At 43.5% G+C, this 21,387-nt stretch carries 20 protein-coding genes; 11 read left to right on the forward strand and 9 right to left on the reverse strand.

What is annotated here, in order from left to right; translation table 11 throughout:
* Nucleotides 1–238 precede the first annotated feature (238 nt).
* The 4 genes from tusD (at nucleotide 239) to W293_RS0112590 (ending at nucleotide 1,819) form a co-directional block, all read left to right on the forward strand.
* A complete protein-coding gene (gene tusD, locus W293_RS0112575) occupies nucleotides 239–673 on the forward strand; it encodes a sulfurtransferase complex subunit TusD (RefSeq protein ID WP_025652772.1) in 435 nt (144 codons plus the stop codon).
* 64 nt (nucleotides 674–737) lie between these two features.
* A complete protein-coding gene (locus W293_RS0112580; protein ID WP_025652773.1) occupies nucleotides 738–1,061 on the forward strand; it encodes a hypothetical protein in 324 nt (107 codons plus the stop codon).
* 69 nt (nucleotides 1,062–1,130) lie between these two features.
* Nucleotides 1,131–1,460, forward strand: a complete 330-nt coding sequence (locus W293_RS0112585; RefSeq protein WP_025652774.1) for a hypothetical protein — start codon at nucleotides 1,131–1,133, stop codon at nucleotides 1,458–1,460.
* Nucleotides 1,457–1,819, forward strand: coding sequence for a TusE/DsrC/DsvC family sulfur relay protein (locus W293_RS0112590; RefSeq protein ID WP_025652775.1), 363 nt, complete (start codon nucleotides 1,457–1,459; stop codon nucleotides 1,817–1,819). Before W293_RS0112585 ends, W293_RS0112590 begins: the two co-directional genes overlap by 4 nt.
* 75 nt (nucleotides 1,820–1,894) lie before the next feature.
* Here the strand turns inward: W293_RS0112590 and W293_RS0112595 are convergent, their stop codons facing one another.
* The gene (locus tag W293_RS0112595; RefSeq protein ID WP_025652776.1) at nucleotides 1,895–2,458 is read right to left on the reverse strand and encodes a tRNA (cytidine(34)-2'-O)-methyltransferase; all 564 of its coding nucleotides are present in this window, start codon (nucleotides 2,456–2,458) and stop codon (nucleotides 1,895–1,897) included.
* 376 nt (nucleotides 2,459–2,834) lie between these two features.
* Between W293_RS0112595 and W293_RS0112605 the strand changes: the two genes are divergently transcribed.
* Nucleotides 2,835–2,975, forward strand: coding sequence for an entericidin A/B family lipoprotein (locus W293_RS0112605; RefSeq protein ID WP_037025595.1), 141 nt, complete (start codon nucleotides 2,835–2,837; stop codon nucleotides 2,973–2,975).
* Nucleotides 2,976–3,097: 122 nt separating this feature from the next.
* Here the strand turns inward: W293_RS0112605 and hemW are convergent, their stop codons facing one another.
* Nucleotides 3,098–4,417: a radical SAM family heme chaperone HemW gene (gene hemW, locus W293_RS0112610; RefSeq protein WP_037025603.1), complete on the reverse strand. Its 1,320-nt coding sequence runs from the start codon at nucleotides 4,415–4,417 to the stop codon at nucleotides 3,098–3,100.
* A gap of 692 nt (nucleotides 4,418–5,109) precedes the next feature.
* Here hemW and W293_RS0112615 point away from each other — a divergent pair.
* The 5 genes from W293_RS0112615 to accC all read left to right on the forward strand — a co-directional run bounded on the left by W293_RS0112615 (nucleotide 5,110) and on the right by accC (nucleotide 11,138).
* Complete coding sequence (locus tag W293_RS0112615; RefSeq protein ID WP_025652779.1) at nucleotides 5,110–5,583, forward strand: EVE domain-containing protein; 474 nt, start codon at nucleotides 5,110–5,112, stop codon at nucleotides 5,581–5,583.
* Nucleotides 5,584–5,778: 195 nt separating this feature from the next.
* Entirely contained in the window at nucleotides 5,779–6,819 is a 1,041-nt protein-coding gene (locus W293_RS0112620; protein ID WP_025652780.1) for a hypothetical protein, read from the forward strand.
* Nucleotides 6,820–7,471: 652 nt separating this feature from the next.
* Nucleotides 7,472–8,839 (forward strand): MATE family efflux transporter, encoded by a 1,368-nt coding sequence (locus W293_RS0112625; RefSeq protein WP_025652781.1) that lies wholly within the window; start codon nucleotides 7,472–7,474, stop codon nucleotides 8,837–8,839.
* 369 nt (nucleotides 8,840–9,208) lie between these two features.
* Entirely contained in the window at nucleotides 9,209–9,637 is a 429-nt protein-coding gene (accB, locus tag W293_RS0112630; protein ID WP_025652782.1) for an acetyl-CoA carboxylase biotin carboxyl carrier protein, read from the forward strand.
* 139 nt (nucleotides 9,638–9,776) lie between these two features.
* Entirely contained in the window at nucleotides 9,777–11,138 is a 1,362-nt protein-coding gene (gene accC / locus W293_RS0112635) for an acetyl-CoA carboxylase biotin carboxylase subunit (protein WP_025652783.1), read from the forward strand.
* Between the two features lie 162 nt (nucleotides 11,139–11,300).
* Here the strand turns inward: accC and W293_RS0112640 are convergent, their stop codons facing one another.
* Together W293_RS0112640 and leuA are read right to left on the reverse strand one after the other, a co-directional pair.
* The gene (locus W293_RS0112640; RefSeq protein ID WP_025652784.1) at nucleotides 11,301–11,921 is read right to left on the reverse strand and encodes a hypothetical protein; all 621 of its coding nucleotides are present in this window, start codon (nucleotides 11,919–11,921) and stop codon (nucleotides 11,301–11,303) included.
* A gap of 284 nt (nucleotides 11,922–12,205) precedes the next feature.
* Nucleotides 12,206–14,002 (reverse strand): 2-isopropylmalate synthase, encoded by a 1,797-nt coding sequence (gene leuA, locus W293_RS0112645; protein WP_025652785.1) that lies wholly within the window; start codon nucleotides 14,000–14,002, stop codon nucleotides 12,206–12,208.
* 203 nt (nucleotides 14,003–14,205) lie between these two features.
* Here leuA and W293_RS0112650 point away from each other — a divergent pair, with 203 nt between their 5' ends.
* Entirely contained in the window at nucleotides 14,206–14,709 is a 504-nt protein-coding gene (locus W293_RS0112650) for an Lrp/AsnC family transcriptional regulator (RefSeq protein ID WP_227502371.1), read from the forward strand.
* Here W293_RS0112650 and W293_RS0112655 read toward each other — a convergent pair.
* From W293_RS0112655 to W293_RS0112675, 5 genes are all read right to left on the reverse strand, one after another.
* Nucleotides 14,706–15,956, reverse strand: a complete 1,251-nt coding sequence (locus W293_RS0112655; protein WP_025652787.1) for a YbfB/YjiJ family MFS transporter — start codon at nucleotides 15,954–15,956, stop codon at nucleotides 14,706–14,708. The two genes, W293_RS0112650 and W293_RS0112655, sit on opposite strands and share 4 nt — an antisense overlap.
* A 140-nt stretch (nucleotides 15,957–16,096) precedes the next feature.
* Entirely contained in the window at nucleotides 16,097–17,449 is a 1,353-nt protein-coding gene (locus W293_RS0112660) for an ABC1 kinase family protein (RefSeq protein ID WP_025652788.1), read from the reverse strand.
* Between the two features lie 71 nt (nucleotides 17,450–17,520).
* Nucleotides 17,521–18,324: a HesA/MoeB/ThiF family protein gene (locus W293_RS0112665; protein ID WP_025652789.1), complete on the reverse strand. Its 804-nt coding sequence runs from the start codon at nucleotides 18,322–18,324 to the stop codon at nucleotides 17,521–17,523.
* A 47-nt stretch (nucleotides 18,325–18,371) separates the two neighbouring features.
* A complete protein-coding gene (prmC, locus tag W293_RS0112670; protein WP_025652790.1) occupies nucleotides 18,372–19,232 on the reverse strand; it encodes a peptide chain release factor N(5)-glutamine methyltransferase in 861 nt (286 codons plus the stop codon).
* A 27-nt stretch (nucleotides 19,233–19,259) separates the two neighbouring features.
* On the reverse strand, nucleotides 19,260–21,083 hold the full coding sequence (locus W293_RS0112675; protein ID WP_025652791.1) for an AmpG family muropeptide MFS transporter: 1,824 nt from the start codon (nucleotides 21,081–21,083) through the stop codon (nucleotides 19,260–19,262).
* Nucleotides 21,084–21,387 lie beyond the last annotated feature (304 nt).

The raw sequence follows: 21,387 nt of genomic DNA on the forward strand, positions 1-21,387 counted from the left end.
AATATCGAGAAAACTTTGTTGAAGGTTTTGAAAGTATACCGGCTGTCTTTTTTTTGCCAATACATGGCGAAATTGTCTAACCTAGAACGACTAGGCGTCAAAAATTTCACTGCGTATTGTCTAAAAAATAGCCAGTGCCACATTTGAATGTTCAACAGACCCTAATACTGATCCATACCTTCAATAATTGAGTGCTAATCCTTATTATCAACAACTGCTAAACAGCGATACCACATTTATGACTACAGATACCCCGCTACTACTTGTTACAGCCGATCCCAGTCATCCGCTTGCCCAGTTAGCCTTACGCTATGCTCGCGCCTATCTTAAGAGCACAGTCATGAATACTAAGACAACGGATAGTGATGTTTCTAAACAGCAGGCTACCTTAAGTGTGTTTTTTTATGCAGATGGCGCCCACACCGCCAATCGCTTACGTTGGCAGTCAGCCGAACAAATCGACCTCACTCAACAATGGCAAAATCTGGCTAAGCAATATCAATTGCCATTACCCGTCTGCGTCAGCACTGCCCTCAGTCGCGGGATTAGTGATCGCGAAAATGGTGCTCGCCATCAGCTTGAAGGGGACAACCTAGCAGCAGGATTTAGCTTGGTTGGGCTGAGTGAGTTGGCAATGATGATGCAAAGCAACTGCCGCCTCATACAATTCTAGCAACGCATGATTGACGGTATTCTGTTTGACAACTGCTTGTGACAACCAACCTTTGGAATAAACCATGAAATTACTGATTCAGCTGCGGACACCGACAGAAATGGCAAGTTATGAAGGTTGCGCCCTCGCTTTAACCTTGGCAACGTTTGGACACGACGTCCAGCTGTACTTAGATGCCCCTGTCTTTGGTTTATTAATGCAACCAACATCGCGTTTACATGGCATGATTCAATCGCTTGAGCTGTATGACATGCCAGCGGCGTGGCTACCTGCGGATGTATTTAGTGGATGGCTCACCGGTATGGTGCCAACCGATTTGGCTAGCCAATTAACTCTGATGCCTGAGGTCATTGACTCCCAAGACTTTGAGCAAGTACTCACTTTTTAATATCATCATACTATCGTTAAATGACACTCTCTTTGACCAATCAAAATATAACCAACAATCGGATCCATTATGGCCACCTTATACCAATTACATAGCAGCATGGATAAGCTCGAACGCAGCACAGAAGAGCTATCACACACGTGGCACACAGGCGACAGTATTCTGTTACTGGGCACGACTGTCGCTTTTATTGATTGGCTCAATGCCTCTTTAGGTGAAAATGATATCGATGGTATTGCGGGTGTTTATGCGCTCTCCGATGATGTGGCACAGCTAACGCCGAACATAGTTACGCAGCTCAACCTAGCGGCCAAGCTAACCGGTCTGCTAACGGATGATGAATGGGTCACTCTGACTCAAGACAGCCAGTTTGATAAAGTGGTGACGGTTGCCTTATGACTAATGATGTCCTTACTACCGCTACCACGTCTGCTGAAACGGCAGATAATATTGCGCTCGATCAAGACGGCCATTTATGTGATCACACTATTTGGTCACCTGCGATTGCACAGCAGTTGGCAAATACGCTAGATGTCAATTTGACAGTGGAACATCTAGAGATTCTGCAACAAGTGCGAGCCTTTTTTACTAAGTTTAATCACGCGCCAGCGACAAGACCGCTCATTAAGTGGTTACAAAAGACCTTACCAGAGCACGATATTAGCAATCAAAAACTCCAGCAATTATTCAATACTGGCTTGGTCGCCCGTCATGTCAATCGTCTTGCTGGACTACCGAAGCCGCCTAATTGCTTATAAAGTAGCACTGATTGCTGCTCGCGTTCAGACGTTTAAAGCATGACTTTCAGTAAAAATCGATCAGTATATCAGCCGCTACTTTGGGTCATAAACCGTTAGCGTGTCATACCCAACACTGCGACCTTCATCACCCATAAAACCCTGCTGACGCCATATCTCATACAGACATATCGCCACGCTATTGGACAGATTCAAGCTGCGTGAATCTGCCAGCATAGGCAAGCGCAACCAATGATCAGCGCCGATACTTTCACGAATATCATCCGCCAATCCTGCTGTTTCAGAGCCGAATACTAAAGCAATATTGGGGGGCGATGTCAGCGCATCTTGCTCATTGTCAGCAACTTGCCCACTAAAATTATACTCATAAAATGGCTTGCTCAGCTTGGTGGTCAATGCTGTGATGACATGACAGTCCGATGCTATAAGCGCTTGCCTAGCAGCTGCCCAATCGTCATGTACTTGCAGATGGGCATACTCATGGTAATCCAATCCTGCACGGCGTAGTTTTTTGTCATCAAGCTCAAACCCTAATGGCTTCACCAAATGCAACTGCGCCCCACTATTGGCACATAAACGAATAATATTGCCAGTATTACTGGGCATTTTTGGTGCTACCAGCACGATATGAATAGTCATTATCACTCCATCAATTGTCTGAACATCATTATTTTAGTGCTATCGCCAATCCTATATAAACAGATTTAGCTATCGGGCTCGTTCAACCCACTACTGCTAGTAGCTTTTGCTAATCGATTCGCTCGTTGTCTTTATATAAAAATTACCTTGAATGGAATATATATGCCAAGCGTAATCAAAAGTTACAGTTTACTGGCAAAAATTACATTTTGATACTGGGCACAGATTTTAACTTTCTTTATTATGGCTTTACTGGATTGCGAGATAATATACACACATTGTTGTCGCATCCTGTAATCCTTCAGTGAGGCTTAAGCAAACTGCTTAGCATCGCTGTTGTTATTTATAACCACCTATCTATTTTGAGGAAATTATTATGAAAAAATTAATCATTGCATCTTTGACGGCTATGTTTGTATTGACTGGTTGCAACACTTTTAAAGGTCTAGGTCAAGACGTATCTAGCGCTGGCGATGCTGTAACTGGCGGTGCTCAAGACGTACAAAACAAAATCTAATTATTCATTTATTAGACTTGTTTTTAAAAGGCTTACCATTTGTTTGGTAAGCCTTTTTTTGCTTTGTTACATTATTTCTTTTAAGTAGTCATTTCAGAATATCTAAAATAAGCAGTTTTCTATTATAAGAACGCTCTTAATATTTGGTTGAGGTATCTGCTGCCTAATGCAGTCGGTTTTAGATACTGACGATCATCCACGAGTAACCCCTGCTTGATTAGTTTATTGATTTGCTCAGCGATACTGTCATAGCAAAGCCCTGTTCGAGCCTCAAACAATGCCCATGACACCCCAGCATGTAAACGTAGTGCATTGAGCATAAATTCGCTGACCAGCTCATCACTATCAATCTGCTGCCAACCAATCATTTTTGGGAAATTCTGGCTGGTGTTAGATGGGTCAGTAATATCTTGATAGTCGACATAATCCTTCGGTAAGCGTGACTTACTAAAACGATAAATACCTGATTCTGCTAATAACTCACTGCTTTGACCTTCATACTTTTCTAACGCTTTAAATGTATTTTCGCTTAATAGTGCCACTTGATTACCTGATTGCTTATTATCGCCTGAATCTTTATTATCACCTAATTCGTTATCATCTGACTTGTTATTAGCAACAGTCACCTTACCATGAGCACCTGCGCCAATCGCCAAATAATCACCAAACTGCCAATAATTGACATTGTGGCGGCACGGCTTATCGGAAGCGCCAGACCATGCCGACACTTCATAATTATCGTAGCCCAATTGCAGTAGCAATGCCTGACCGGCTTGCTCAATATCAGCGAGGCTGTCCTCATCGGGCAAAATAGGCTGACTGCGGTAAAACACCGTGTTAGGCTCGATCGTTAGCTGATACCATGAGATATGGGTCGCGCCAGCAGTGTGTGCGGTTTGAATATCATTTAGTGCTTCGGTTAAGCTTTGCTGCGGCAAGCCATGCATCAAGTCGACATTGACGCGTTCAAACCCAGCACTTCGTGCCGCCTTAATCGCTGATAATGCTTGCTTTGGATCGTGTATGCGCCCGAGAGTTTTAAGTTTATCCGCAGCGAAGCTTTGCACCCCAATTGACAAGCGATTGATACCGACATCCAAATACTGAGCAAATGGCGCGTGCTCAAGCGTACCCGGATTGGCCTCCATCGTAACCTCAATGTCATCTGCGAATATAAAACACGCACGCAAGCCAGCAAATAAACGCTGGTATTGCGCAATCGGCAGTAGCGATGGCGTACCACCGCCAATGAATATCGAGCCAATTTCACGCCCTTGAGTCAATGGTTGCTGCATTTGAGCATCCAATAACAAAGCATCGACGTATTCCTCATACATCGATAGCTGACTGTCTGCTGGTAGCTCATGCGAATTAAAATCGCAATACGGGCACTTCTTTACACACCATGGAATGTGAATGTAGAGCGCTAACGGAATATCCATCACGCTTATATCCGTCGTATGAGCATCGCTATTGATAATATCGACGCCGTTACTCTCTTTTAAATGGCTTTCAGATTCAGTTTTGGGCATAGATAGACTTATTAATTATTGAGCCATTATTATATAGTCGGTTCAATATAGTTTAGATACAAGGAAGGCGCGTGAAAGTACTACAAATAGTAGGCTAAGTGAGCCTGACACCGTATCTGACTTATGTAGGATTGACTATAGCTATAAAAAGTATCGCTAGGATAACGGTTAGAAGCCTTAATGAAAAGCATCATGACAACAAAATAACTCACAAAACCACTCACAAAATCCATGTTAATACTGGCATCTGACAGGCAATATAATCGTTACTGATAAAAATTGGTTACTAGGGTCTGTTGAACATTCAAATATCAGGACTGCTGATTGCTAAAATCGTCCCAAACCTTTTATCAAATCAGGCGTAAACCGACGATAATGTCGAGACCTTAGCTAGGTTTACAACAACGTTTGGGGTGATTTTAGTATCAGCCTTTCAGGGCAGGGCTATTTTTTGCCAATACATGGCGAAATTATCTAACCTAGAATGACTAGGCGTCAAAAATTTCACTGCGTATTGTCTAAAAAATAGCCACTGCCAGTGCCACATTTGAATGTTCAACAGACCCTAATAAACCACTGCTAATAATAAAGGAATACAAGATATGGCCTATTGGCTTATGAAATCAAACCCAAAGTTTTTTAGTATTCACGATTTGCAACGCTTAGGCACAGAAGGTTGGGATGGCGTGCGCAACTATCGAGCCCGTAACTTTATGCGCGATGATATGCAAGTCGGTGACAAGGTGTTCTTTTATCACTCTAGCGCCAAGCCTTCTGGCGTTGCTGGTATCATGACCGTCAGTAAAGCCGGCTATCCGGACCCCACCCAGTTTCATCCGGAATATCGTCACTACGACCCTATCGCCACCGAAGATGAGCCACGATGGTATATGGTAGATGTCACCTTTGAGCAAGCGTTTATAGAAGTATTGCCCTTATTAGAACTCAAGTTTTTGCCTGCACTTGAGGATTCATTATTGCTTAGAAAGGGCTGTCAGCAGCTAACCGTCATTCCTCTAGAGCCCAAGCACTGGCACGCTATTATAGAGATGTCGGATCATATGGATTTATTGTGAGATGATTTATTGTCAGATAATGATCATCTTGCGCGGTAACTATTGGGTATACTTTCTCTGACATCAATTAACACTTATCCCTGCGCTCGTCGTTTAAATTTTGCTATATTTATTAGCAGATAACAACATCTCCATACTCAATAGTAATATCTCATCTTTTTATAACTATCATATTTCAATTATCAGGACTCGTTTATGAGCGCACCCAAACTAGTATTGTCTTTATTAACCGTTAGTATGTTTGGCCTAACACTGAGCGCTTGCGGCAGTGATGGCGATAAGGTCAAAGAAGAGTACGACCGCGTAGAAGATCAGGTTAAAAACGAATACGATCGTATAGAAGACAAAGTCAAAGAAAAATATAAAAAAGCCGAAGATAAGCTGACTGATGACGAAAAAAGTATGGCAGAGATTTTAGAATCTGTGTTTTTACCAGAGGAATCATTTGATAATTTCTTAGACAAGCTCACTCCAGAAGGCGGACGAGGCGGCTTATATGTCGGACACTTCATCGAGCTAAACGACGGTGATAGTAATGACATCGATATTGGTGCGGTCTACTTCGATATCAGTGAGCAAGGTGCGGGTAGCGTCGATGGCAGCTTTAGTTATCAGCAGCAAGCTTGCCAAGAAAACAACGCTTTGGGCATCAACTCAGGGCTAAAAGTCGACAACTATATCGCTGGCAAAGTGACTGGTAGCCTCGATACCTTGGAGTTTTTGGACGTTAAATATGTCAGTGACTTAGGCTTAGAGACACCAAACTTGCTCACCACTTTTGCAGGTAGCTTTGAGGAAAAACAAGCGGGCTCACCGTGGAAAGGCAGTTTTGAATACCTAGATGGCTTAGGCGGGCAAAAACTGTCCAGCGGTGAGGACAATTGCAAAGTGACTTATACGTTAAGCGATCGCGCCAATTTTACCACTTATCCGCTCGATTATGACCTTGGTAAAATGAACCTCGATGTAACGGGCAATGGTAGCCAAAAAATCGTCACTTGGCAAAACCCCATCAATACTCAGCACCTATTGGTCAGTCAAATTGATGTTAATAAAGCCGAGTCTGGCGCTAATGGTTACGTGCAAAACTTAGTATTGAGCAATCGTGAGACCCAGTTTACACCTGTGATTCCTAATAGCTCAACCAACTACGCTATTGTGGTGCAAGCATTTGATGCTAATAATAAGTTGATCGGCTATCAAGCAGTGGTACAAGATTTGCCAGAATCCCTGTAGGCCTAAGCCATGTAAAAGTCTGGATATAGGCACAATGTTATATGAATCTAGGCACAGTTATATGAATCTAGGCACAATGTTATAAATGTTATAGATGTCGCTCAGCATTATAAAACCTTCCTAAAACGTTGACATACTTGTCTGGCTTCTTTACCATCCTATCTACTTATGACCTGTCAATCTATCACTTGGATTGACGGGTTATTTTTATTTGAGTGTCTTCACTTTTAGTATCATATTTTTATTCTAATACTTAGGGTCTGTTGAACATTCAAGTGTGGCACTGGCAGTGGCTATTTTTTAAACAATACGCAGTGAAATTTTTGACGCCTAGTCATTCTAGATTAGATAATTTCGCCATGTATTGGCAAAAAATAGCCCTGCCCTGAAAGGCTGATACTAAAATCACCCCAAACGTTGTTGTAAACCTAGCTAAGGTCTCGACATTATCGTCGGTTTACGACTAGTTTGGGACGATTTTAGCAATCAGCAGTCCTAATATTTGAATGTTCAACAGACCCTAGTTTATATAGACTTTCTCGTCTTATTAATCGTCGCTACAACACTCCGGTTACTGTCTCGCTATTGAGTGGTTGATGGCAGTATTTGTCTATCAACACTAACCACCGTGAATCATAAAAAGTTGCTAATTATGGCGTTGCCAATATCCTTTACTGATTTTAAAAGCTACAGTTTACGCTTAGGCGTGCTCGCCTTACCCATCTTGATTACTCAGTTTTGCCAAGCGGCACTGGGTGTCGTCGATGCCATCATGGCAGGTCAGGTTTCTGCCCTTGATTTGGCGGCGGTCGCTGTTGGCTCTGGTATCTGGCTACCATTATTTTTATTAGCGACAGGTATTTTAATCGCCACTACCCCTCTCATTGGTGAAGCAATTGGACAAAATAAACACAGCCAAGTACCTCATATCACCCAGCAGTCTTTATGGACAGCAGGCGTCATCGGTATTCTTGGGTTCATTATTGTCAATCTTGCACCCAATGTTCTTGGTATCATGGGTGTCCCTGAGAATATCCAACCAATAGCGTCGCAATATTTACATGGGGTGTCGTTTGGTTTCCCTGCACTGGCGGTCTATGCCGTGCTACGTAGTTATTGTGAAGCGCTTGGGCGACCAGAGCCCGTGACAATCATTAGTATCATTGGCCTACTCGCTGATATCCCGCTCAACTATATCTTTATCCATGGTCTGTTTGGTATGCCAGAAATGGGCGGTGCAGGCTGCGGGGTCGCAACGGCACTGGTATTATGGATAAACGTCTTATTATTGGCCACTTATACCAGCTTTACTAAGCGCCAGCAATTTGCCAGCACGCGCTTCTTTTATGGTTTTGCGAGACCCAATCGCACGCAGATAAAAAAACTGCTGAAGCTTGGCATTCCAATTGGTATCTCTATATTTTTTGAAGCCAGTCTGTTTAGCTTGGGCGCTCTTGTCATTAGTCCATTGGGTGAGCTGGCCACCGCGTCGCATCAAGTCGCATTAGCGGTAACCTCGCAGCTGTTTATGATACCGATATCCGTTGCCATGGCGCTGACTATTATGATATCGAATCGCTTTGGTGAAAAGAACCTACTCACGCTGCGCCATGTGCAAGCGACTGGTCTTATCTGGACTGTCCTGATTGCCTTCGTGTGTATGCTGGGTATTTGGCTGTTTCGCCCACAACTGGCAGCGGCGTTCACAGACAATGTAGAAGTCAGAGCACAAGCCATGCACCTCCTCATCTTTGCGCTTGCTTATCAACTATTTGATGGTTGGCAGGTCAATGTCGCGGGCATACTGCGCGGCATGCAAGACACCACAATACCAATGTGGGTCACGCTATTTTGCTATTGGTTGGTTGCCTTGCCCCTTGGCATCTATTTGGTGCGTTTCACCGATGTGGGCGCGCAAGGGTTTTGGATGGCCTTAATCACTGGTCTTTTCTTATCTTCGATTCTGCTCACCCTGCGTCTACGCTATCAACAAAAGCGCCTCAGGATACTTTGGGCTTAAAGTTGCTATAGTCGGTTCAATATAATTTAGATACAAGGAAGCCGAGCGAAAGTACTACAATTAGTAGACTAAGCAAGGCTGACACCATATCCAACTTATATAGGATTGACTATATCATTTTTATCTAATTTTAGTCTTTAGTAAGTAGCGTCTAGTAACCAGTACTGGCGCTACCTCGTCACATAGACTATGATAAATCATTAGCATTTCTTACCCACAAGAAAAGCTTACGTCAAAATATGTAAAATTTCTCAGTTAACAACTGTACATTGATTGCTCATTGCCGCGAATCTAGGTATCATTAGCAATTACTTAGACAATATTTCGTTACACTATTTCTCGAATTTAGTACAAGGCATTATAAAAATTATGGATATTGAAAAAATACGTACCCTAATCGCCCTCATGGAAGAAAGTGAACTGGTCAATTTAGAAATCAGTTCAGATGATGAGCATATTAGCCTAACGCGGCACTACGATACGCCAGCGCCAACCATGATGGCTGCGCCTGCTGCTGGAGTAGCACCTATCGCAGCTGACGCTAAACCGGCGGTAAAAGCTGGTAGCGTTGAGACGTCGCCAATGGTCGGTGTTTATTATTCAGCCCCTAGCCCGAATGATCCGCCGTTTGTGAAGGTCGGACAAAAAGTGCAAGCGGGCGATACGCTTGGTATTATCGAAGCCATGAAAATCATGAATCCCCTTGAAGCGACTCAAAGTGGTGTCGTTGACGAAATCTTGGTAGATAACTCTGAAGTCGTACAGTTTGGTCAGCCTATCATTCGCTATAAAGCGTAATAAGATTCGCCATACTTTACATCGTTATGATTGACATTGCGCTATTAGTCATCGCACCCCATCATTGCATTTGATGATGCCCATCGATGACTGATATAGCGACTGCATCATTAACTGCCGCTTCGACAAGGATGACCCCATGATAAAAAAACTGCTCATCGCCAATAGAGGTGAAATCGCTCTACGTATTGTTCGTGCCTGTAAAGCGCTAGGAATCGAAACTGTAGGCGTTTATTCAACAGCTGATGCTAACTTAATGCACCTGCGTTTCGTTGATGAAGCCATCTGTATCGGCAAACCCAATGCCAATCAAAGCTATCTTGATATTAATACTATTTTGACAGCAGCAGAAATCTCTGGTGCTGATGCTATCCATCCCGGCTATGGTTTTTTGTCTGAGAACGCTGAATTTGCAGAGCGTGTTGAAGAGGCAGGCTTAACCTTCGTCGGTCCTAATGCGGATCATATTCGCCTGATGGGTAACAAAGTCTCTGCTATTAATGCCATGAAAAAAGCAGGCGTCCCTACCGTACCTGGCTCTGTTGGAGCAGTGACGTTACATAATGCTGAAGAGCAAGCACGTAATATCGGTTTTCCACTGTTGATCAAGGCGGCCTCTGGTGGTGGTGGTCGTGGTATGCGAGTGGTTGAACGCTTTGAAGATATTATCGGTCAAGTACAGGCGGCAAAGCAAGAAGCTGAGCTATGGTTTGGTGATGATACCGTCTATATGGAACGCTACCTACAAAATCCGCGCCACGTCGAAGTACAAGTACTGGGCGATGGTAATGGTAATGCAATCCATCTATATGACCGTGATTGTTCATTACAACGTCGTCACCAAAAAGTATTAGAAGAAGCCCCTGCCCCTGATATTCCTGATGATGTGCGTGAACCTATCTTAAGAGCGTGTGTCAAAGCTTGCGAGCTTGTTAAGTATCGCGGTGCTGGTACGTTTGAGTTTTTGTTTGAAAATAACGAGTTTTTCTTTATTGAGATGAACACTCGGGTACAGGTAGAGCATCCAGTTACCGAGATGATTACGGGTATTGATGTCGTCGTTGAGCAGCTAAAGATTGCGGCAGGTTATGGTTTGTCTTACCGTCAAAGCGAGATCGAAATTCAAGGTCATGCGATTGAGTGCCGTATAAATGCTGAAGATCCAGCGACCTTTATGCCTTGTCCGGGTACCGTCAATCAGTTGTTTGCGCCAAGTGGTGCTGGTGTTCGTTTTGACTCTCATCTCTATCCCGGCTACGAGATACCAACCTATTATGACTCGTTGATAGGCAAACTGATCTGTCATGGGCAAACTCGCCAGCAAGCGATTTCTAAGACGCTACACGCACTTGATGAATTGGTGATTGAAGGTATCAAAACCAATATACCGATGCACCGTGATGTGATTTTAGCGGATGATAAGTTTGTGCAAGAAGCACAAAACATCCACTATCTAGAAAGAGAATTATTGACCGCGCAAAAAGCCAAAGCAGCCTCTTAATTCACAACTTTCGTTTTCTGCAAAAATAAAGCGAACCGCTATTAGCATTGATATCCCCATTAAAGAACCCGCTATCTACTAAGATGGCGGATTCTTTAATGGGCTCACGTAAAATAAAAATCTTCTTTAGAGCTCAGTATATCAATATGACTTAATCAAAAATTATGGCAATACTCTATTGAAGTTCATAAAGCATTCTTTGCCATCAGGGTCGGCGCACCACTGCATTTGGTTGCCATCATGGTTCAAAAACGCTATCAGCGCCTCATCTGTCTGGTCAACCTTATTACCTGAGCAGTCTACTTCATTATTGTCATACACCGTTCTAATGGCAATGACAGGCAAGCCCTCTTCGCGATGAGTGACCAAATAGCGACCGTACGTCCATTCTTTACCGCTGACCGCCCACATCTCATTGTCAGCACCAAAGTTATATAACTCGCGACATTGATTGGCGCGCGCAGCAGCATCTATCAAGTTGCTAGCGCTGTTCGGCTGAATATTTAGGACACGCTCTTCGCTTTGGGTAAGGATGCCACCATCTGTACCAGCGGTTATTTTTGGCTCGTCGCTTTTGCCATTTTGGGTATTAGCCAAAGCCGCTTGCCGAGCTTCTGCCTCTTTCGTCATGGTAATACTACTGTCTAAATCTATTTCCCATTGTCCAGCAATGGCAGGACTAATATGCGTCGTAATCGTCGGCTTACTAACTACTTCGCCATTCGCTGGCAAGGAGGCCAGAATAGAGGCCAATGTAAATGAAGCAAATGATATCGGTTCCATAATTAACCTTTTTATTTATAATAATAGAGTAATACGAACATTAGCGTAAGTCTTAGACACCAAAAACACAAGTAACATTATGCTATTGGCTTTTACCATTCGTCCAAGATCTTATCTAATGACACCTTACTTATCTTATCATAAGTTAAGTGATTGCTATCTCCGTGAGTTTCAACCACTCAAACAATAACGCCATGGCTCTCATTGACGAATCGCAAAGAATCATGACGTTATGAGTGTGCAGTATTAACGCTACGAGCGCACTATGTACTACTGTTAAGATATTAAGCGGTCGTAGTGCTGATTGCTTGTGCAAAGGCAGATAACGCGCCTTTTAGCATGGCTGATACCGTACTGCTACAGGTACCAATACCAGAATACACGTCCCCATCGACATTCAATTGAATATAAGCGGCAGCATTGGCATCGGTCTTATTGTCGCTATTGGTATCATCATCGATACCGTTACCATCACCATTAATATTGTTGTGCTGCGGATTGATGGCGTGCTCAGCATAATTGATGATGTGTAGCGACTTGCCAGTGTGCTGCGCTAGGCCATTGATAAATGAGGATAATGGGCCATTACCCGTACCATCAATAGTAATGATATCGTCATTCATCTGTACTTGACCGTTAAAATAAACCTGTCCGCCTTTATTGTTCACGCTGTAATCGAGTAGCTCAAAGCTACCTTGACGTAAATAGGTGTCTTCAAAGGTTTGTAAGATTTCATCATTTTGTAGTTCGCGCGCCACTGTCTCAGCCTGCTGCTGCACCACGCGACTAAAGTCGATTTGCATCCAACGTGGCAAGTTAAAGCCATAGTTGCGTTGCAAGATATAAGCAACCCCGCCTTTACCAGACTGGCTGTTAATACGTACTACATCTTGATAGCTGCGGCCAATGTGCGCCGGATCGATGGGTAGATAAGCCACATCCCAAACATTATCCGTTTGGTCTTTGTGCTGCTCGTTATAATCGAGAGATTTTTTGATGGCATCTTGATGCGAGCCACTAAAGGCGGTAAAGACCAGTTCACCAACATAAGGATGACGTGGATGAAGCGGCAAGTTATTGCATTCGCTAACCACTTGGACGATTTCGCTCATATTGCTAAAATCAAGCTCAGGATCGATACCTTGGCTAAACAAGTTCATCGCCATTACCATGATATCCATGTTACCGGTACGCTCACCATTACCAAGCAACGTCCCTTCGATGCGATCTGCACCTGCAAGTACCCCTAGCTCGGCAGCCGCAACGGCACAGCCACGATCATTGTGCGTATGCAGACTGACAATCACATGCTCACGCATCGCAAGATGACGACAGAAATACTCAACTTGATCGGCAAAGACATTGGGCATGGATGCTTCGACAGTCGCTGGCAAGTTAAAAATCACCTCCTGACCATGCTGCGGTTGCCAAACCTCACACACGGCATCGCAAACTTCTACAGCATATTCAGTCTCTGTCTGGCTAAAGCTTTCTGGCGAATATTGAAACACCCACTCTGTCTCAGGGTACTTTGCCGCGTATTCCTGCACTAGCTTGGCACCTGTGATAGCAATCTCTTTAATCTCAGCTTTGTCCTTGCCATAGACTTTTTCACGTTGGACGCGGCTGGTTGAATTATAGACATGAACCACCGCCCGTTTTGCGCCTTTTAACGACTCAAACGTACGCGCAATTAAGTGCTCACGTGCTTGTACCAAAACCTGTAACGTCACATCGTCAGGCACATGATTTTCTTCGATTAGTTTACGGGCAAAGTCAAACTCTACTTGCGCCGCGGATGGGAAACCAATCTCGATTTCTTTAAAACCCACATCAACCAAGGTCTCAAAAAAGCGCATTTTTTGTTCAATGGTCATTGGATCGATCAGAGCCTGATTACCATCACGCAGATCCACACTTGCCCATATTGGTGACTTTTCAATCGTTTTGCTTGGCCATGTGCGATCTGGCAGTGACGGCGCAAACGCAAATGGACGATACTTTTTATAATCAAAAGCGGTGCTTTTTGGTGTCATCTTAGCACTCGGCGTGGCTGCAGTGCGTGTGGCTTGGTCAGACATAATCAATCCTTAGATAATATGGAGATTTATATTTTAGCGGGTAAGGCTACTGATTAGATCCGTATTTTTCATACGAGATAACTAAAACTTATAGCCTAATAATAGCAAAGTTTATGAAATAGAAATCAGCTTTATTACATTATAATTGGAGTCAATTTAGTGAAATAATACGTTTTTATAGATATAATTAGATTATTTCACTAATGAGTAATTATGCCATGCCTAACAGTTGCCCTGAAAGCGCTATGTTGACTGATATTGATGAGACCGATAGGCGCTTATTATGCTTATTGCAGACTGAAGCGCGGATGAGCATTACCGAGCTTGCAGAACGGGTCAATTTATCCGCAACCCCTTGTGCACGCCGTATCAAGCGCTTAGAAGACACTGGCGTCATCACCGGCTATCATACCCAAATCGACGCGCAAAAGCTGGGTTACCCGCTCGCGGTATTCATCGCGGTCAGTATGGATCGTCATACGGCTGAACGCTTCAAAGAATTCGAATGCAAAGTTCAGAGTTTTGATGAAGTCATCAGTTGTAGCATCGTCACTGGACGTACAGAAGACTATTTGATCAAAGTGCGGGTACGCGATATGGCGCATTACGAAGAGTTTTTATTACACAGGCTCAATCGTATCGAAGGCGTCGCTCAAGTGCATACCAGTTTTGAGTTACGAGAAGTATTTAGTCGCAGCGTTATTTAACGGATCATTCGCGATTGGCGGCGAAAAAAGTAAATTAAAATCAGCCCAATGACCAAGCCTATAGCCGCTACTAGCAAGCCCGCGTTAAAGTTATCGTCCTGCCCCGCCAGCGCCACTGTGACTAATGGGCCAATAAACTGCCCTAGCGCATAGGCCAATGTCGCCAGACCCATCAATAAGTTTGAGTAGGCAGGGTTGATGTTTTTCATCAACGTGAGTGTCATCGATACCATACCGACGAAGGTTAAGCCTAGAATAATAGCATTGCCATATAGACCGACACTGCCTTCAACCCATATGGGCAGACACATTCCTAGCACTTGCAACAACGTTAAGCCCATCAAGGTTTTGGTTTCACCAATGCGCTTGGCAAGCGCACCCCAGAGGGGGTTTGACAACATCGCAAAAATACCAACGACTAGCCAAATCAGTAGTCCAGCATAGGTTTGTGTCGTTAAGCGCTGCGCTGCCATGACAGGCAAAAATGTCGCAGACGTAATATAACCAAAGCCTGCTAGCAAATAGCTGGCGGACAATAACACAATCGACTTGGTATGACCGGCCACAGCTTCATACAACGACCGTTTAAAATTAACATAAGTCTGCAATATTGATGAGCGTTGATAATCACGCGGTAATTCGGTTGGGTGCGAAGGGCTTGGTCTTATAGCAAATAATAGCCATAACAACGGTAAACTGCTGATACCAGCGCTTAGCCAAATGACATCGAAATGATAGCCTAGCGTCAAAAGCCATAAAGTAAGGATAGCGGAGGCACTAATCCCCACCCCAATACCAGCATAATGTAAGGCTGAGAGTACAGAGCGGCGCGCGTGACTAAAGCGTTGGATGACCAATGATGAACTCAAAATCATCGCAACCCCGCTTGCGATACCAGAGAGCAGACGAATGACATACCATGTATTTAGAGACATCTCTGGCACCATGAGCAGCATCGTCGTGACAATGCTGACCATCGTCCAGAGTATCAACATCAGCCATGTCAAGCGTTGAGGCACAAACATGGCGATGAGTGCACCGATGAAATAGCCAATATAATTGATTGATGCTAGCCAACCAGCAATGCTCGTCGAGACTGACAGTTGCACCATAATATCAGGCAAGGTTGCGGTGAACAAAAAGCGCCCGTAACCCATAACCACGGCCAAGCAATAAAGACCGATGCAAGCAATGGCAGTTTCATTGGTAATAGGTGATAGCGCGCGGCTTTTGAGAGCAGTCATCATAACAGAGCCAGTTTGTGGCGGTTAGCACACAATCCATTGTGTCAAATAGTGTTAAATACTCAAAAGCAATGAGCGATCAATCATGAAGGGCTGTTTAGCATTCACAAATAATGTAATTGAAAATTAGGAGACTTGTAATATTAGGAAACTTGCAGTGTGGTTGAGGTGTTCGACTGACCCTCTGTCTGTCCTAGCATTTGTACCCGCTGATCACTAAACATATCCATATCAGGCGCCAGCGTGCGCATAAAACGGTCAAAATAGAGCATCTGCTTGGTTAATAAGGCAAAATCACGCGGGAAATGAATACCGTGACGCTTACCGACATCTACAATCTCTAGCATCATTTGATTCAATTCATCGGCCTGCTCTTTACTATTGAAAGGCACACCGCTGGTAAAGGCTTTGTCTTCTGCCATGATGGTCTTCATCATACGCTGCAAGTCATTACCCAGTGCCACCACATCGACCTGATTGCCGCCATGGGTCATCTCCATATCAATCATATGGCGTGCCATCGCTTGGTAGTCGTTGTCCTGCATCGCTTGCATCATACCCATACAGGCGCGCCAACTCTCCGCTTTTAATTTCCCAACGATACCAAAATCCAAAAAGCCAATACGACCATCGGTTAGCAGCATCAAATTACCCGCATGCAAATCAGCGTGAAAGCTATTGCATAACATTAGACTGGCAAACCAAGTATTCAAGGTATCTGCCATTACTTGTGCCGGATCAGCACAATATTGACGCATTACCGACTCATCGACCATGGAGACGCCGTATAAGCGGCTCATGGTTAGCACGCGCTTGGTCGTCAGCGCCTCATAGACCGCTGGCGCCACCACGCGGGTATTTCCTGATACTGCTAAGAACTGCTGAAAATCACGGATGTTTTGCGCCTCAGCGATAAAGTCCGTCTCAGCCAGCATACGCAAACGAATTTCATCAATAATGGGTGCAATACTGGCAAACTTCATCGATGGCATGAGTAGCTCAACTAACTTAGTGACGCCATGCAATACACCCAAATCTGTCTGCATGATGGTCTCAACGCCCGGCTTTTGCACCTTTAATACTACCTCATCGCCATTATGCAAACGAGCGGCATGAACTTGAGCGATGGAGGCTGAGGCTAATGGTTCTGGGTCGATATGAGCAAACTTATCATCCAGCGTCATGCCATCAACAGCTAGCTCTTCATTCAATACGTTTTCGATATAGGCGTAGGATAAAGGCGTGGTTTGATCCAAACAGCTCTGAAATGCTTTGACATAGTCACGTGGAAACAATGACGGCGTACTAGCGATAAATTGGCCGATTTTAATATAGGTCGTGCCCAACTGCTCAAAGGTTTCTTTTAGCAGCATGGCATCTGGCTTCTCGCCTTTAGCCACTCTGAGTGCAGACAGACCAGCGACACTCGCTGTCTGGCGAACACGATTAACGACATTAAACGTATGTTTTAATAAATGCGGACGATGAATTTTCATAAGAAACAACTATGGTAATAAAAGAAATATTTGGGAACAGATGATTGCAAAAGCTCAATATTGAGCCATTGCTAATGACTGGCGCATACGGGACATTGTGAATCTTGACGATAGCCCATCAGCCGTTGCTGCATTTGACTACCATCCCATATCAGCAGCTTGTTTGTCAGTGGATTTTTGGTTAATCCCAGATATTGCAAGGCAGCATTGGCTTGCAAATTTCCCATGATGGCCGTGGTACTGGCTAGTACCCCTGAATTGGCACAAGTACGCTCATCAGCTACGGCATCAACGGCATCAACGGCTACTGAACCAAACACACAATGATAGCAGCCGGTATGAAGATGCGGCTCATATAACGCCAACTGCCCTTGCATCGCAATCGCTGAGGCAGATAGTAAGGGAATCTGGTAGCGCACGCTAATGCGATTAATCATATCACGCGTGGCAAAATTATCGGTACAATCGAGCAGTAAGTCAGGCTTAGCTGTCGCCATATCGAGTAGCTCATAAGCGTTGTCTTCACTCAATCGAGCCACCGTACCACGAGCACGAATTAAAGGATTAATGCATGTCAACATCTGCGCCGCTGCTAGCGCCTTGGATTTGCCAATGTCGTCAGGTAAAAACAGCGTCTGACGTTGCAGATTACTGGCTTCAATCTCATCATCATCTATCAGATGAAGGTGCCCAAGTCCTGCACGTACTAGCGTCTCAGAAGCCGGACAACCCAGCCCGCCTGCACCAATCATAACGACGCGCGATGCTTTTAAGCGTAATTGAGCATCGATATCCCAGCCATCGAGTAGTATCTGCCGCGCATAACGCAGCAGCTCTTCATCCAACAACTGCCCTGCATTTAATGAATGCGACATAGCCATTTAAAACCTATTATTAAAAAACTGTTAAAAAAATCCAACTATTAAATTTGCCCTAGCGTTACACGATCGTTACCACCAAAGTCTTGCACAGTATGGACAGCATTAAAGCCATTGTCCAAAAATAACTGACGTACTGCCGCTCCTTGATCAAAGCCATGCTCAATCGCTAGCAACCCACCTACACGTAAATATCTCGGTGCCTGTTGTACGATGTGCTCTATATCGGCAAGACCCTGATTAGGCGCACTTAACGCACTGATAGGTTCCGCTATTAAGCGTGCTAAATGCTCATCTGCCTCATCGATATAAGGAGGATTGGAGACAATCACATCAAATAACCGTTCGCAATCAGTGGATAGCTCGCTATACCAACTGCTTTGTATAAAATCAACATCGGCAACCCTATTCATAGCAGCATTAGAATGTGCCACCTTAAGCGCTTCTGTTGAGACATCGACCGCGACCGTTTGCCAATTATTGTGCTTTAACTCATGCGCCAAACTAATGGCAATACAGCCTGAACCTGTTCCCAGATCTAGCAAGCGCTTCGGTGTATTGTCATAATCGCTACTTTTTGGCTGAGATTTTATCCAATTTAATACTTGCTCAATTAGTATTTCGGTATCAGGTCTAGGAATTAAGGTATGTTCATTAACGTGAAAGTTCAGCGACCAAAATTCCTGCTGACCCGTCAAATACGCTAAAGGTGTGCCCTGCTGCATCTTGGTCACGCCAGCATTGAATTGCTCAAGCTCACTGTCAGTTAGCTGGTAGTCGTCGTCAGTAATTAAAAACGAGCTTGGTTTTTGTATTATATGCAAAAGCCAAGCTCTTACCCAATATTTGGATACATCTTCAATTAAACTATTTTTGATAGCCTTAATACTACTTAGATGAGTCATATGTATTTATTCACTTATTAGGATTAATTACTCCAGTTTAATAGGTGGTTCGACTGGATCGTCATTACTACCAATAACGACATGTTTATCAACCAAATAAATCAGTATTAACACAGGAATACCAATTAAAAAAGTAATCAAGAAAAAGTTTGCGAAGCCAACATTATCTGAAATACCACCCGAATATCCACCCAATACTTTTGGAAATAAAGTCATTAGCGATGAAAATATCGCATACTGTACCGCAGTAAATTTCACAGAGGTCAAAGCAGATAAGAAGGCAATAAATACTGCAGTAGCAAAGCCTGCCGCCAAATTATCAATAACAACTGCCATATACATATAGTTCATATCGCCTGGGTGATAGGTCAATAAAATAAATAGTAAGTTAGTTGCACTTGACGCTATAGCACCAATTAGCATGACATGCATCATTTTCATTTTTTGAGCAATAAGACCCCCTAAAAACCCCCCGCCAATCGTCATAAATAACCCAAGAAATTTTACCGCATCAGCAATTTGAATTTTGGTAAAACCCATTTTAGCGTAAAAAACATTTGATAAATTACCCGCTACTATGTCAGATACACGGTAAAACCCTATGAGCAATAGCAGCAGTATTGCTTGCTTACCATATCGGCGGAAAAAATCTGCTATAGGCTCTACCCATAACTGCTTAGCGACAGCTTTTTTTGCCAGCCCAACGGCTATCAATGCATAGCCTACAACGATGGCTACAGCTAAGCTACCAAGTAGTCTCACGACTTCTAACAAAAACTTTAATAATACGCCTTCAGGGCTCTCAAATATCTTGCCAATCAATATAAACGCGCCTATGAATGCCAGCACTGATAAGATAAATAGGAATAATATTCTAATATTATCATTACGTGTCTGCACTGCTGAAGCCACTTTATTGACTATTTTAGGTTGGTTCAAAATAAAATAGACTAACAAAAATGGGGCACATGCCATTACAATCAAGAAGTACGTATTTATCGTGGGCAAATATTCAACAGGTATTAACGTTAAAGGTATATTTAGTATTCTAGTGAAAAAAGTGCTAAGGAACACTGGTACGCCATAGACGATACCCGGAATCAACAAAAAAGCAGCATAAACAGAAAAAATCTTTAAATTTCTTTTTTGCTTCTTTAGATTCAATGATTCTGCTGTAGGCTCATAGATGGCGAACGTCGTCAGCAATCCGACCGACATAACCGCCATCATCGTATAATACGTATTACGCCACGCTTCATAGCTATACGACGTTTCAGACGAGCCAAAATAAGTCGCTAGATAAAGAGCGCCTGCGCCAGCAACAATCATCCCTATACGATAACCTGCGACATATATCGAAGATAAAGTGGCCTGCATCTCAGCACCTGCAAGCTCAATACGATAAGAGTCCACAACAATATCCTGCGTCGCGGATGAAAAGCCTAATAAAACTGCGCCAAGCGCCATTAACCAAAGTACATTGTCTACAACTGGGTTGACACTTGCCATCGTAAAAATTGCCAGCAAGATCAGTAGTTGGGAGATAAACATCCACGCTCTACGCCGTCCTAACCATTTGGTTAAAAAAGGTAGTGGCATAGAGTCAATCAAGGGTGCCCAAATAAATTTAAAGGAATAGCCAAGTCCAGCCCAACCAAACATCGTGATAACGCCTGTTTCAAGACCTGCTTCACTGAGCCATAATGATAAGCTCGAAAAAACCAACAGAATAGGTACACCCGCTGAAAAACCAAGAAAAAGAATTATCATGACACGAATATCTGAAAAAGACTTTAACGCTTCAGACCAAGATTTTTCCGCGACTGGCGGAGCAGATTTGACAGCAGACATAATAACTCACCAAAACTTGAAACAAAAAACACAACTGCACACAATTTTTATCAATCATATATAACAGAAATCCGCTATCAGCTATCGCTAACAAGGATTGATAAAAATTGCTCAGCGTTGCACAAAACGAGCATTACCATAAAATTCAATTATGGTACTTGAGAACGCCTACCTTGACTAGATATTTTTGCATTAACTTATCATAGACAGCACTTCGTCAAAAATGCTATTTCACAGTCGCCACATGGAATGTGATAGTCTGCAATGAAGGGTAAATTTATCCTGATTTTTTCTTATGCTTCTT

The organism is Psychrobacter sp. TB67 (assembly GCF_000511065.1).
Lineage (GTDB): Bacteria > Pseudomonadota > Gammaproteobacteria > Pseudomonadales > Moraxellaceae > Psychrobacter > Psychrobacter okhotskensis.